The sequence below is a fragment of the Synechococcus sp. O70.2 genome (assembly GCF_047462135.1).
GTDB lineage: Bacteria > Cyanobacteriota > Cyanobacteriia > Thermostichales > Thermostichaceae > Thermostichus.
Genome location: NZ_JANSIS010000002.1, coordinates 281,283 through 293,950 on the forward strand (window position 1 = coordinate 281,283; position 12,668 = coordinate 293,950).

The 12,668-nt window shown below is 60.2% G+C and carries 17 protein-coding genes and 1 pseudogene; 14 read left to right on the plus strand and 4 right to left on the minus strand.

The features are described 5' to 3' along the window. The first annotated feature begins 46 nt into the window (after nt 1-46). The 10 genes from rplE (at nt 47) to infA (ending at nt 6,166) form a co-directional block, all read left to right on the plus strand. Nucleotides 47-589 carry a 50S ribosomal protein L5 gene (gene rplE, locus NW812_RS03915; RefSeq protein ID WP_414394236.1) on the plus strand — a complete coding sequence of 181 codons (543 nt, stop codon included), beginning with the start codon at nt 47-49 and terminating at the stop codon, nt 587-589. A gap of 55 nt (nt 590-644) precedes the next feature. After that, entirely contained in the window at nt 645-1,055 is a 411-nt protein-coding gene (rpsH, locus tag NW812_RS03920; protein WP_414394238.1) for a 30S ribosomal protein S8, read from the plus strand. A 25-nt stretch (nt 1,056-1,080) separates the two neighbouring features. Beyond that, a complete protein-coding gene (gene rplF / locus NW812_RS03925) occupies nt 1,081-1,626 on the plus strand; it encodes a 50S ribosomal protein L6 (RefSeq protein ID WP_414394240.1) in 546 nt (181 codons plus the stop codon). 8 nt (nt 1,627-1,634) lie between these two features. Continuing rightward, a complete protein-coding gene (rplR, locus tag NW812_RS03930; RefSeq protein ID WP_414394401.1) occupies nt 1,635-2,003 on the plus strand; it encodes a 50S ribosomal protein L18 in 369 nt (122 codons plus the stop codon). Between the two features lie 18 nt (nt 2,004-2,021). Next, nucleotides 2,022-2,558 (plus strand): 30S ribosomal protein S5, encoded by a 537-nt coding sequence (gene rpsE, locus NW812_RS03935; RefSeq protein ID WP_414394242.1) that lies wholly within the window; start codon nt 2,022-2,024, stop codon nt 2,556-2,558. Nucleotides 2,559-2,567: 9 nt separating this feature from the next. Continuing rightward, a complete protein-coding gene (gene rplO, locus NW812_RS03940) occupies nt 2,568-3,035 on the plus strand; it encodes a 50S ribosomal protein L15 (RefSeq protein WP_414394244.1) in 468 nt (155 codons plus the stop codon). A gap of 82 nt (nt 3,036-3,117) precedes the next feature. After that, nucleotides 3,118-4,416 (plus strand): preprotein translocase subunit SecY, encoded by a 1,299-nt coding sequence (gene secY / locus NW812_RS03945; RefSeq protein ID WP_414394246.1) that lies wholly within the window; start codon nt 3,118-3,120, stop codon nt 4,414-4,416. After that, nucleotides 4,416-4,997: an adenylate kinase gene (locus NW812_RS03950; protein WP_414394248.1), complete on the plus strand. Its 582-nt coding sequence runs from the start codon at nt 4,416-4,418 to the stop codon at nt 4,995-4,997. The genes secY and NW812_RS03950 overlap by 1 nt, the downstream gene beginning before the upstream one ends. Then, entirely contained in the window at nt 4,994-5,812 is an 819-nt protein-coding gene (map, locus tag NW812_RS03955; protein WP_414394250.1) for a type I methionyl aminopeptidase, read from the plus strand. Before NW812_RS03950 ends, map begins: the two co-directional genes overlap by 4 nt. A 126-nt stretch (nt 5,813-5,938) precedes the next feature. Continuing rightward, entirely contained in the window at nt 5,939-6,166 is a 228-nt protein-coding gene (gene infA, locus NW812_RS03960) for a translation initiation factor IF-1 (RefSeq protein ID WP_414394403.1), read from the plus strand. Between the two features lie 158 nt (nt 6,167-6,324). Here infA and NW812_RS03965 read toward each other — a convergent pair whose 3' ends face one another. The 4 genes from NW812_RS03965 to NW812_RS03980 all read right to left on the minus strand — a co-directional run bounded on the left by NW812_RS03965 (nt 6,325) and on the right by NW812_RS03980 (nt 9,839). Further along, nucleotides 6,325-7,200 carry a PRC-barrel domain-containing protein gene (locus NW812_RS03965; protein WP_414394252.1) on the minus strand — a complete coding sequence of 292 codons (876 nt, stop codon included), beginning with the start codon at nt 7,198-7,200 and terminating at the stop codon, nt 6,325-6,327. Nucleotides 7,201-7,297: 97 nt separating this feature from the next. Next, the gene (locus NW812_RS03970; RefSeq protein WP_414346900.1) at nt 7,298-8,419 is read right to left on the minus strand and encodes a glycosyltransferase family 4 protein; all 1,122 of its coding nucleotides are present in this window, start codon (nt 8,417-8,419) and stop codon (nt 7,298-7,300) included. A 53-nt stretch (nt 8,420-8,472) separates the two neighbouring features. After that, a complete protein-coding gene (locus NW812_RS03975) occupies nt 8,473-8,928 on the minus strand; it encodes a ubiquinol-cytochrome c reductase iron-sulfur subunit (protein WP_414394406.1) in 456 nt (151 codons plus the stop codon). Between the two features lie 479 nt (nt 8,929-9,407). Then, the gene (locus tag NW812_RS03980) at nt 9,408-9,839 is read right to left on the minus strand and encodes an SHOCT domain-containing protein (RefSeq protein WP_414346902.1); all 432 of its coding nucleotides are present in this window, start codon (nt 9,837-9,839) and stop codon (nt 9,408-9,410) included. A 124-nt stretch (nt 9,840-9,963) separates the two neighbouring features. Between NW812_RS03980 and glmU the strand changes: the two are divergent. From glmU to NW812_RS04000, 4 genes and pseudogenes are all read left to right on the plus strand, one after another. Beyond that, a pseudogene (glmU, locus tag NW812_RS03985) lies at nt 9,964-11,313 on the plus strand (bifunctional UDP-N-acetylglucosamine diphosphorylase/glucosamine-1-phosphate N-acetyltransferase GlmU); the annotation flags it as partial. Further along, a complete protein-coding gene (locus NW812_RS03990; protein ID WP_414394408.1) occupies nt 11,296-11,793 on the plus strand; it encodes a PPC domain-containing DNA-binding protein in 498 nt (165 codons plus the stop codon). The pseudogene glmU and the gene NW812_RS03990, both read left to right, overlap by 18 nt. 94 nt (nt 11,794-11,887) lie before the next feature. Further along, nucleotides 11,888-12,364 (plus strand): pentapeptide repeat-containing protein, encoded by a 477-nt coding sequence (locus tag NW812_RS03995; RefSeq protein WP_414394253.1) that lies wholly within the window; start codon nt 11,888-11,890, stop codon nt 12,362-12,364. 22 nt (nt 12,365-12,386) lie between these two features. Continuing rightward, complete coding sequence (locus NW812_RS04000; RefSeq protein ID WP_414394255.1) at nt 12,387-12,662, plus strand: lipopolysaccharide assembly protein LapA domain-containing protein; 276 nt, start codon at nt 12,387-12,389, stop codon at nt 12,660-12,662. Nucleotides 12,663-12,668: the final 6 nt, after the last annotated feature.

Sequence of the window (12,668 nt, forward strand, 5' to 3'; positions counted from 1 at the left end):
ATTTCGAGAGCTCTGACCCAGCCCAGAGCGGGAAGGAGAACTTACCATGCCCCAACGTCTGCAAGTCCTCTACCACACGGTCATCGTTCCCAAGCTGCAAAAGGAGTTGGGCTACACCAACATCCACCAAGTGCCTCGCTTGGAGAAGATTGTCATCAATCGCGGCTTGGGAGAGGCCTCCCAAAATGCCAAGGCCCTGGAATCTTCCATTGCAGAAATTAGCGCCATTACTGGTCAACGTCCCGTAATTACCCGCGCCAAGAAGGCCATTGCCAGTTTTAAGATCCGCAAGGGCATGCCCGTTGGCCTGATGGTAACCCTGCGGCGGGAGCGGATGTATGCGTTTTTGGATCGCCTCATCAACCTGGCTTTGCCCCGCATTCGCGACTTCCGCGGCGTCAACCCCAAATCCTTTGACGGGCGCGGCAACTACACCCTTGGAATTCGCGAGCAACTGATCTTTCCCGAAATCAACTACGACGCCGTTGACCAGATTCGAGGCATGGACATCTGCATTGTCACCACCGCTAGGACCGACGAAGAGGGCCGTGCCCTGCTTAGGGAGTTTGGCATGCCCTTTGCCTCATAGGCTTACCCCTACCCACAATTCCCTCAACTATCTTCCCAGGAGCACTAACCCACCCATGGCCCACACCAACGACACGATTGCCGACATGCTCACCCGCATTCGCAATGCCACTATGGCTCGGCACGAATCGGTGGCGGTTCCGGCCACGCGCATGACCCGCAGCATTGCCCGCGTTCTCCACGAGGAAGGTTTTGTCAGCAGCTGGAAGGAAGAGGGAGAAGGGATCCAAGCGCGGATTGTGCTGCAGTTGAAGTACAAAGGCAAAGGCAAAGACCGCCGACCCATCATCAATGGCCTCAAGCGGGTAAGCCGGCCTGGCCTGCGGGTTTACTGCGGCCATAAAGAACTGCCCCGGGTGCTGGGAGGAATTGGAATTGCCATCATCTCTACCTCCAGCGGCATCATGACCGACCGGGAGGCTCGCAAGCGGGGCATCGGCGGCGAAGTGCTCTGCTACGTCTATTAAGGTTTCTCTGGTCAGGAGTGCCTCCATGTCTCGTATTGGCAGACGCCCCATTCCCCTTCCCCCCAAGGTTGAGGTTCACATCGAGGGTCAACAGATCTCGGTGAAAGGCCCGAAGGGGCAGCTACTGCGCACCTTGCCTCCCTTGATTGCCGTGCGTCAAGAAGACCAAAAACTCCTAGTCAGCCAGGTCAACGAGTCTCGCCCGGCCCGCCAACTGCACGGCCTCTGCCGCACCTTGATTGCCAACATGGTCGATGGAGTATCCAAGGGATTTGAGCGCAGGCTGGAATTGGTGGGCGTGGGATACCGAGCTTCCACGCAGGGCAACAAGTTGATCCTAAACGTCGGCTACAGCCACCCAGTGGAGATCCCTTTCCCGCCCGGGATTCAAATTTCGGTAGAAGGCAACAACGTCATCGTGGTCTCGGGCATCGACAAAGAACTGGTGGGCAATACAGCAGCCCGCATTCGAGCTGTGCGTCCGCCCGAGCCCTACAAGGGCAAAGGGATCCGCTACCTCGGGGAACAAATCCGTCTCAAAGCAGGTAAGTCCGGCAAAGGGAAGAAATAGCCATGAAAATAAAAGCCAACCGCAAACTCACAACCCAACGCCGCCATCGCCGCATTCGCCGCAAGATTTCCGGTACTCCCGAGCGGCCCCGTTTGGCCGTGTTTCGATCCCACCGCCACATCTATGCTCAGGTGATCGACGATGTAGCCCAACGTACTCTGGTTTCTGCCTCCACCCTGGACAGAGAGCTGCGGGGAGCGTTCCAAGGGGTTGGCACAGCCACCCGAGAGGCCGCTGCAATTGTGGGGCGCGCGGTTGCTCAGCGAGCTCTACAGGCAGGCATTTCTCGAGTCGTTTTCGACCGCGGCGGCAAGCTCTACCACGGACGGGTTCGGGCCCTGGCAGAAGCTGCCCGAGAAGCAGGCCTACAGTTCTAGTTTCTGAGAAAACGGCATATGGCTGAGCAAAAAGAACCTCGCAGAAGCAAAAAGAGCCGCGAAGAACAAACCGGCGAGTGGCAGGAGCGGGTCATCCAGATCCGACGCGTCTCCAAAGTGGTCAAGGGCGGCAAAAAGCTGAGCTTTCGCGCGGTGGTTGTAGTGGGCAACGAGCGTGGACAGGTGGGGGTTGGCGTGGGCAAAGCCAACGATGTGCTCGGAGCAGTGCGCAAGGGAGTAGTAGACGGCAAAAAGCACTTGATTGAGGTGCCCCTGACCAAGGGCTTGTCGGTACCCCACCCCATGCGAGGCTCTGGCGGTGCGGCTACCGTGTTGGTGATGCCGGCAGCTCCTGGCACAGGGGTCATTGCTGGGGGGGCGGTGCGCGCCGTTCTAGAACTGGCAGGGGTGCGCAATGCCTTGGCCAAGCAGCTAGGCTCCAGAAACCCTCTCAACAACGCCCGTGCCACCATTGACGCCCTGCGGCGGATGCGCACCTTTGAGCAGGTAGCTGAAGATAGAGGGATCGACGTGCGCCGCCTGTTGAGTAAGTAGGAGGTTAGTATGCGACTGGAAGATATTCGCCCCCAACCAGGCTCGAAGCGGCGGCGGCGGCGGCTGGGCCGTGGTATTGCTGCTGGTCAGGGAGGTTCCTGCGGCAGGGGAATGCGAGGCCAAAAAGCCCGCAGCGGAGGAGGCCCTCGACCAGGCTTTGAGGGAGGTCAGACACCCCTCTACCGGCGGTTGCCCAAGCTCAAGCATTTCCCCCGCTACGTACGTCGCCCGCAGTACACCCTGGTTAACCTGCGCGCTCTGGCAACCCTGCCTGCTGGCAGCGAGGTGACTCTAGAAAGCCTAATGGAGTTGGGGATCGTGACCACCAACGACGGCCCGCTGAAGATCTTAGGGGACGGGGAAGTGCGCGTGCCCCTGACCATCCGGGCTGCTGCCATTACTGCCTCGGCCAAAGCCAAAGTGGAGGCCGCCGGAGGCCGAGTGGAGATTGTGGGATCCCGGCCCGCTCGCTCCTAGGTTGGCGGCAATTTTGGTTTTGCCGACTTCCCCACCGGCAGCGTAGAGTGGTAAGTAGCTCACCTGGCTTTTTGCTAAATCTATGGCTGACACACGAGGCTCTACTCCCTCCGCTCAAGAGACTTTCATGCAGATGGCGATGGCCTCGGGCCTGCGCAGCCGTCTGCTCCTGACCCTGGGCTTGTTGTTGCTGGTGCGGCTGGGCATCTATATTCCCATCCCCAGCATTGACCGAGTTCGCTTTGCTGCTGAGGCGGCCAACAGCCCAGTGTTTGGCTTTCTGGATATCTTCTCGGGGGGCGGCATTTCTGCCTTGGGGGTCTTTGCCCTCGGCATCCTGCCCTTCATCAACGCCTCGATTATCATGCAGCTGCTGGTTTCAGCCATCCCAGCCTTGGAGAACCTGCAGAAAAACGAGGGGGAGCAGGGCCGGCGGCAGATTTCCCAGTACACCCGTTACGTCACCCTTCTCTGGGCCATCATCCAAGGCATTGGCATCTCCTTCTGGGTGCGGGAGTTTGCCAATACCAGCAACGAGCTGGCCTTTATGGCCTCTACCACCCTGGCGCTGGCAGCAGGCTCCATGTTTGTCATGTGGCTGGGGGAAATGATCACGGAGAAGGGGGTGGGCAGCGGGCCGTCGCTGTTGATCTTCGTTAACATTGTTGCCACGTTGCCGCGCGCCCTGGGTCAAACCATTAGCCTGGTTCGCGCCGACAGCAGCACGATTGGGGGTATCCTGGTGTTGACGGCTGTTTTCCTAGCCACCATTGTCGGCATTGTCTTTGTCCAGGAGGGCAGCCGCAAAATTCCCATCATCTACGCCAAGCGCCAGGTGGGCAACAAGCTGTTCCGCGAGCAGAAGAGCTACTTGCCCCTGCGGCTTAACCAGGGGGGGGTGATGCCAATCATCTTTGCCTACTCGGTGCTGTCTCTACCTTGGGCTTTGGCCCAGTATACGCAGAGCCCAGCCTTAATTCAGGTGGCCAACCTCCTCTCCCCTACCTCCTGGTTTTACATCCCCTTCTACTTCCTGCTCATTCTCTTCTTCAGCTACTTCTACGCTTCCTTGATTATCAATCCAGTGGAACTGGCCCAGAACTTGAAGAAACTGGGTGCCAGCATTCCAGGCGTGCGTCCTGGCAAGGCCACGGCTGAGTACATCGAAGGGATCCTCAACCGGCTGACACTGCTGGGGGCCTTGTTTTTGTGTGCGGTGGCCATTATTCCCACGACAGTAGAGCGGGCAACCGGCATTACCACTTTCCAAGGCTTGGGAGCCACCTCGCTGCTCATTTTGGTGGGGGTAGCCATTGAAACCTCCAAGCAAATCCAGACTTACGTTATTTCGCAGCGTTACGAAGGGATGGTCAAGCAGTAGTGCTGAGGTTAATCTTTTTAGGACCGCCAGGAGCAGGCAAGGGTACGCAGGCAGAGCGGCTGTCAGCCATCTACCACACACTCAAAATTTCTACAGGCGATCTGCTGCGGGCAGAGGTCAAAGCTCAGACCCCGCTGGGACGGCAGGCCAAGGTGTACATGGATGCAGGGGAGCTAGTGCCCGACGAGGTGTTGATTGGGATGGTCAGAGGCCAGTTGCAGCAGTCGCCGGAGCAAGGCTGGATCCTGGACGGCTTTCCCCGCACCTTGGCGCAGGCAGAGGCTCTGGAAGAGCTGCTGCAGGAGCTGAGGCAAGACTACGACCACGTCTTCAACCTAGAAGTGCCCGACGAGGTAGTAGTGGCGCGGCTGTTGGCTCGCGGCAAGGAGCAGGGGCGCAGCGACGATGCTGATGAGGCCGTCATCCTCAAACGCTTGCAGGTGTATCGGCAGCAAACCGCTCCCCTAATCGATTTTTACGAGGCTAAGGGCCGTTTGCGGCGGATTAACGGCAACCAGCCGATGGAAGTGGTCCAGCAGCACCTACAGGCCCTTTTGGAGAGCTGTAGGAGGACGGCATGACCAAGGCCAGCAAGCCGGGGCTGGGGTCTTCGCGGCGAGGCCTGCAGCTTGGTGAAATCAAATCTCGCCGGGAAGTGGAGAAGATGCGGCGGGCTGGGCGAGTGGTGGCCCAGGTGCTGCAGGAAATTGCCGAGCGCCTGGAGCCGGGCTGGACAACCGCAGACATCGATGCCTACGCTGAGCGGCGGGTAGCGGAGTTAAATGCCCTGCCCAGCTTCAAGGGCTACTACGGCTTTCCCGCCTGCGTCTGTGTCAGCATCAACCATGAAGTGGTGCATGGGATCCCCAGCCCCCGCAAAGTGGTGCAGCCAGGAGACATCGTCAAGGTGGACTTTGGCGCCATGGTGGAAGGCTGGCATGCGGATTCTTGCATCACCATTGGCCTAGAGCCCCTCAGCGATGCCGCCCGCGACCTCATCGACACAGCGGCCCAAGCCCTACAGGTAGGCATCGAGCACGTTCGCCATGGGGTCTGGCTGCAAGATGTCTCAGGCGCCATTGAAGACTATGTGCGGGAGCGGGGCTACTCCGTGGTGAGGCAGTACGTTGGCCATGGCGTGGGTCGCAACTTACACGAAGAGCCGCAGTTTCCTCACTACCGCACCCCTGAGCTGCCCAATCCCAAGCTTCGCGCCGGCATGACGCTGGCCATTGAGCCAATGGTCACTGCGGGGGGAGAGGCCACGCGAGTGTTGCCGGATCGCTGGACGGTGGTAACAGTGGATGGCTCCTGGTCAGCCCAGTTTGAGCACACCATTCTGGTTACCGAGGCCGGCGCTGAGATTTTGACAGATCGCACCCCCTTTCAGTCCTAGAGAGTTCCCCCATGAAGGACTGCAACAGCTAGGATAGAAGAGGTGGAGTATTGTTTCGGCTCTTAACCCCCTCTTAACAGGAGAGGGGAGGGCCATAGAGTTGCGTTGTCTGAGAAGGAGGGCTACTTGGCTAAGGAAGACGCTATTGAAGTGGAAGGGGTAGTTACGGAATCCCTACCCAATGCCATGTTCCGGGTGGACCTGGACAATGGCTTTAACGTTCTCGCCCACATCTCGGGCAAGATCCGCCGCAACTACATCAAGATCCTGCCCGGCGACCGGGTAAAGGTGGAGCTCAGCCCCTATGACCTCAACAAGGGGCGGATTACCTACCGCCTTAAGAAAAATGAGTAGGTGTTTTCCAGATCCTGCTGGGGCGGTTGAGAAGGAAGCGCGAGGGGGCAGTCATCTCCACGAACCCCTCGCTTTGCTTATGTGCATCCAGGGCAGTTTGCCTGGGGGTTGTCGAAGCCCAGCCCACGGCTAGGTAAGGTGGGTACCCACTCGGCCGCTCAAGCTGGTTCGCCAGCATTCTCTTCCCAGGGATCGCTATCCCTGGAGGGGGGGGGAGCTGGCTCAGGAGGAGGAGGGGAAGTTTCTTCTTGGGGATACTCCTGTTCCCACGCCGGCTGTTCAGAGACAGGAGAGGACGCGGGCCGAGGGGGTGGGGGTTCAGGCTCTGCTTCGGCGTAGACGTCCTCTTCCTCCGTCTCTTCCGCTGCGTATTCCTCGGCGTAGGCTTCCTCGTAGCGTTCCTCCGCCTCAGCCTCAGCGGTAGACCTAGGCAGGGCAGGGGCAGAGGCGCCTGCAGCTAGCCAGGGGGGCTTGCCTAGCCCCAGGGTCTCCAAGATTCCTTTGGCCAGTTGGGTCAGGCGGGTCTCAGCGCCATCAGCCACAATGAGGCGATCGCCGCCTACGGAGACGATCTCATCAGCAGGAAGCAGATAAGTGCTGAGGATAAAGCCAGGCAAAAAGGTGAGGCCAAGGCTAGAGAGGATTAAGCCACTGATTAGACCAGAGACAGAGTTAAACTCAAAGTCCTTAACCTTACCGAGGCGGATCCCTTCTTCCGTTACCACTTCGCTGCCGACTACCCGGCTGAGACCCTCCAAATTCAAGTCTTCGAAGACTTCATCGCTGGGGACGAGGATAGCGTCTTGCCCTAGGGCCGTGACCTGCTGCAGCTCTAGTAAACGGGGCGATCCAGCCCAGGCTCTTTCCAGCACCCCCAGCACCAGGACCTGCCTAGCTTCCAGATCTGCCCAAACTTCGCTAACCACTCCGAGCCGGGCCCCATTGGCTTGGCTAATCACCTGCGTTCCCAGAACCTGTGACCGCCGACGAACCTCTGGTCGTGCTAGCGCAACAGATCCTTTCTCCGTTGTCATGGTGGTTTCCCCGTCGTAAGTCGAAGTGTTGGCGTGAGTGGGCTGGTCAGCCGGCCCCAGGCATCAAAATCCAATAGTACCACTGCCCGTCTCTTCTCTAGCGGGCTGCCGGGATCGGATCCCGGCCAATTTGCTTGCTCCAGGCTAAAAACCGCTCTGTCATGCCCTGGAGGGAATAGTGCTGTTCTGCGTGGTGTCGGCAGTGGCTGCGGTCGATGCAATCCAAGTGTTCTACGGCCCTTGCTAAGGCCGCCACATCGTCCGGCTCTACCACCCAGCCAGTTTCTCCATCGCTGACAATTTCCGCCGGCCCGCCGCGACGGTAGGTGATCACGGGCACACCGCACGCCAAAGCTTCCACCGCCACCAGGCCAAAGGCTTCCACCCACTTGGGGGTCATGATCAAGGCCGAGCATTGGCCCAAGAGCCGCTGCAGCTGGGAGGTGGGCAAAAACCCCCGGTAGTCCAATTGAGCCCGTGGGTACTGTTCCCGAATCTGCTGCCAGTAGGCCGGGTCTTGCAGGTGGCCCAGGATCAGCACTGGCCTTCCCGTCTTCTCCGCCAGGGCGGCGCAGTCTTCCAGGCCCTTTTCCGGGGCAATGCGGCCAATCCAACACAGGGATCCGTTCCCCTTGGGCACAAACTCGTAGCGGCTGAGGTCGACGCCACAGGGCAAATAGACAAAGGGATCCCGGCCTGCCGACATCTGGGCGCGGGCAAAGGCAAAAGTCTGGGCTTGGGCTCGCGAGTGCACCGCCAGCCGACCTGGGTAGCGGTGGGCAATGTGCTCCAGGACCTGATCCACAGCATCGCTGAGGGATCCCATGCTGAGGATATGGGCCACCGGCGTGCGGAAAAAATCGGTCAGGTAGAACGAGAGCCAGTCGTAGCTCCAGTTCACGATAAGCTCAAACTGCTCCTGCAGTTGGGCAGCTCGCTGCCACAGGTTGGCCACCAGAGAAGGGGTGGAAAAACAGACCGGCTGGTCGCGGCGCTGGCTCTGGGCATAGGGCGGGGGGAGGCCTGGGACGGTCTCGATAACTCCCTCCGGCAAGTCAGCACTGTGGGATCCCTCAGGCGCTAGCACGCGCACTTGGGCCCCTCTCTCAAGCAGGCTACGCGCCAAGTTGACAAGGTTGAGCTCCACCCCACCGCCCGCCCCCGACCCAAGAGGCCCAACGGGGGTGGAGACAAACAAGAAGCGGTAAAGACGACCCATGCAGCCTTCCGGCCCAACCCCTTGCTGAGCTGGGTTCATCCCTGAGGGGGGGATCAGGTTCTAGACACGAAGATTTCCTCTTTCTCGACCTTAACCTTGTAGGCAGTTAGGTCGGCATCGGCTGGGCCGCGAATACGGCTGCCATCAGCAGCAAAAGCTGAGCCATGGCAGGGGCAGACGAAGTTCTTGCCCCGCCAGTCCACCTCGCAGCCAGCGTGGGGACAGGTTGCGTCCAGAGCCAGTACCGAGTCCGCTTTTTTGGGATCCTTGACCAGCCACAGCGTGGCAGTGTTGTTGCCAAAGGCGTTTTTCACCTTGAGGGGACCTTTCTCCAGATCAGCAAGGGTTGCAACCTTTACAAATTTCGGCTCAGCAGCCCTGGGACTGACAGGGGCGCCCTGCGCAAGGGCCCGGTCGAAACGGCGCCGCGTCAAAGCAGGCAGCAGGCCCACTAGCGCGCCCAAGCCAAGCGCTATCCAGCGCAGAAAACCACGACGGTTGCTGTACATGGCCACTAGATCCTCAAGACAAAGCGAAGCGTCAGCCAGGAACCTTCCCAAGGGGGTGCCAGCACATTGGCCACCTTCCAATTATGGCTTCAGCCAGCGCAAACCGCACTTTTGCAGGCTCTGCAAATCGCCGTGTGCGCGGCCCGCGGTTGTGTCCTGCCTTTGGGGAGGGCATGAGGTCGTTAACCAAAGCGCGAAATTGACATTCTCCCTGCCCTAAAGGACAAGGATTCTCTCTCAGACAGCAGGATGAATCCTGCCGGCTGAGCTACAAAGCGCTCCGCGCCGCCGTAGGCGAAAGAGCATGAGGTTTGAACCTCGGCCCTATGGGGGATGCCATAACCCCAACTACTGGGCCGGAGCCCAGATACGTTTGACTGCACGCTGCACTCTTCTTATGAATGGATGGAGCGACTGTTGCAGTCTAGCAAAAGCCGCCCTAAAGGGCGGGGCTTGTACCCAGTTTTCTTGGTCAACCTCTAGTGGCCTTTGGGATGCCCCCGAAGGTGTTGGCGGCGTTCCTCATATTCTGCGCGGGTGAGCAGGCCCTGCTTCCACTGGATCTCCAACTGCTGCTCGGGATCCCGGACTTCCCGACTTTTCGCACTGGTCCATTCCAGCTCGAGGAGATCCCGGTTGAAGCGGAAATCGAAGTCCTCATTGGTCATGGTGAGCAACCACAGGCCCTCCAGCAAGCAGAGAGCTCGCAGCCCATAGCTGAGGATCTGCAGGGGAAGAGAGGGAACCCACACCATCAGCCCCACCAGCAAGTACACCCACCCCCAGCGCTTGTGGCCCATGTAGAAGCGCTGCAATCCCGGGATCACCACCCCCAGCACTGCCAACCAACCGGCTGCCTCGCGAACCAGCCGCTGGCGTGGCGGTGGGGGCGCCTCTCGGCCCTCGGCCATGCTCTGCCCTACCTACACCTGCCACCAGGCTAGCGCAGTTTCCAAGTCCTTGGCAGAGGGAGAGAGAACCCAAGCTCCAAGCGCCTTCCGCCTATACTTGATGGGGGCAGATGGAAAGCAAAAAATGGCGGAGCGGGAGCTAGCGGTGGCGATCCTGGCAGCGGGCAAGGGCACCCGCATGCGGTCGCAATTGCCCAAGGTGCTGCACAAGCTGGGATCCTTGTCTTTGATCGAGCGGCTGCTGCGCACAGTGCTGGCTCTGGAGCCCCAGCGCTGTCTGGTGATCGTGGGCTACCAACAGGAGCAGGTGCGACAGACTCTGCGAGAGTATCCCGTCGAGTTTGTAGAGCAGGCCCAGCAGTTGGGCACCGGACATGCGGTGCAGCAGCTTTTGCCTGTTCTAGGCGACTTTCAGGGGGATCTGCTGGTGGTCAACGGGGATGTGCCTCTGTTGCGGGTGGAAACCCTGCAGGCCCTGCTAGAACGCCACCGCCAAGTCCAGCCGGATGTGACGTTGCTCTCGGCTCAGGTGGCGGATCCCTATGGCTATGGGCGGGTGTTTTGCGACGCCCAGCAGCGAATCCTGGAGCTGGTGGAAGAGCGCGACTGCACCCCGGCCCAGCGGCAAAATCGCCGCGTCAACAGTGGCGTCTACTGTTTCCATTGGCCGGCCCTGGCACGGGTGCTGCCGAGTTTAGGGCGGAACAACGCCCAGCAGGAGTACTATCTCACCGACGCAGTTAAACTGCTGGAGAAAGCCATCGCCCTGGACGCTGAGGATCCGCGGGAAATCGTCGGCATCAACGACCGCCGCCAGTTGGCCCAGGCCCACCAGATTCTTCAAGAGCGCCTCAAAGAGGCCTGGATGGAGGCGGGGGTGACTTTTGTGGATCCCGACAGCGTCAGCCTGGAAGAGACGGTGGAATTGGCCCCCGATGTGGTGATCGAACCCCAAACCCATCTGCGAGGACCCTGCCGCATTGGGCCGCGCACCCGTCTGGGGCCGGGCAGTTGGATTGAGTCCAGCACCATCGGCTCCGATTGCCACATCCTCTACTCGGTGGTCAGCCACAGCCAGATCGGCAACCACGTCTGGGTAGGGCCCTACGCCCACATCCGCCCCAACAGCTGCATTGGCGACGGCTGCCGCATCGGCAACTTTGTGGAAGTCAAAAACACCCAGATTGGATCCCACACCAATGCTGCCCACCTGGCGTATCTAGGCGACGCCAAGCTGGGATCCCAGGTCAACATCGGCGCCGGCACGGTTATTGCCAACTACGACGGCCAGCAGAAGCACTTCACGGAAATCGGCGATCGCAGCAAGACAGGGGCCAACTCGGTACTGGTGGCTCCCCTCAAGGTAGGATCCGATGTCACCATCGCCGCCGGTTCCACCATCCCTGCCCGCTACCCTGTGCCCGACGACTGCCTGGTGATCGCCCGCGCTTACCCGGTGGTCAAGCCGGGCTGGCGACCAGGGATCTCCGCTGCTAGCCGCCCCCAGCCTCTACCCCCAGGATCCCTGCGCATCTACCCCTTGCGCCTCTTGCCCGGACAAGACCTGAAACAGGAGCTGGAGCGCTTTGCCCGCCAACAACCCCTGCAGGCAGGCTTTGTTCTCAGCGCCGTTGGCAGCCTCCGCCAAGCCACCCTGCGCCTGGCCGACCAAACCGAGGATTGCCTGCTGGCTGAGCCCCTGGAGATCCTGTCCCTGAGCGGATCCCTCTGCCCGGACGGCGTCCATCTTCACCTTGCCGTTGCCAATGCCCAGGGCCGAACTTGGGGAGGGCACCTGCGCCCTGGCTGCCTCATCTACACCACCGCCGAAATTGTCCTCGCCGACAGCCTGGAGTACCGCTTCTCCCGCCAACTGGATCCAGCCACCGGCTACTTGGAGCTGCATATCGAAAAGGTGGCCAAGCAAACGCTCCAGGCAGCGGAAGACACCTAAGCAGCGAGTATATTGGCTAACATAGCCTTAGGTCAGGACCACCCCGACTAGCCCTAAGGGTTGCTGGCACAAGCTGAGAAGGGGAGTATTCCCTATGCCCCGAGTGAGCACTGCCGAGGAGCTACTGGCAAGCTACGCTGCTGGCGAGCGCAACTTTCAAGAATCCAACCTGGTGGGCGTAGACTTGGTGCGCGCCATGCTGCAGGGGGCAAACCTGAGAGGGGCCAACCTCTCCTTTGGCAAGCTGAGTGGAATTAACTTGCAGGAAGCCGATTTGCGGGGAGCCGATCTCAGCTCCGCCAACCTCATAGGGGCAAACCTGCGCGGCGCCAACCTCTGGGAAGCCAACTTGATCGGCGCTGACCTTAGCTTTGCCGACCTGCGGGAGGCCAATCTCCATGGAGCCTACCTCTGGGAGGCCAAGCTAACCCGCGCCCAGCTGCAGGGATCTGACCTGAGCGCAGCCAAGTTGGGGGGAGCGGTGCTGATTGGCGCTGACCTGAGCGGAGCCATCCTACCCGATGGCACAGTACAGCCCTGGTCTGCTCCCTCGGCAAACAAGGCAGAATAGAACCGGTGCAAGCGGCTTTCCTATGTTTTTGCTATTTAACCTGCTCTTGACTCTGCTGCTGGCTTTGGGAGTGGCAGTCCTGGCTGGCCAAAACCCGACCTTGCGGACAGTGCAGTTTCTGCTGTGGCGCTCGGTGGAGCTGCCCTTGGGATTGCTCATCGCCGCCGCCATTGGCCTAGGCCTGCTGACGGTGGGGCTGGGCTCTTTTCTCTGGCCTGAACGCAGCTTTTCCCTTGTCGCCCGCCAGTTGCAGGAACGGCTGCAGCAACTGGAAACGCAGGAGCAGCCGCCTGCCTAGGGTGTC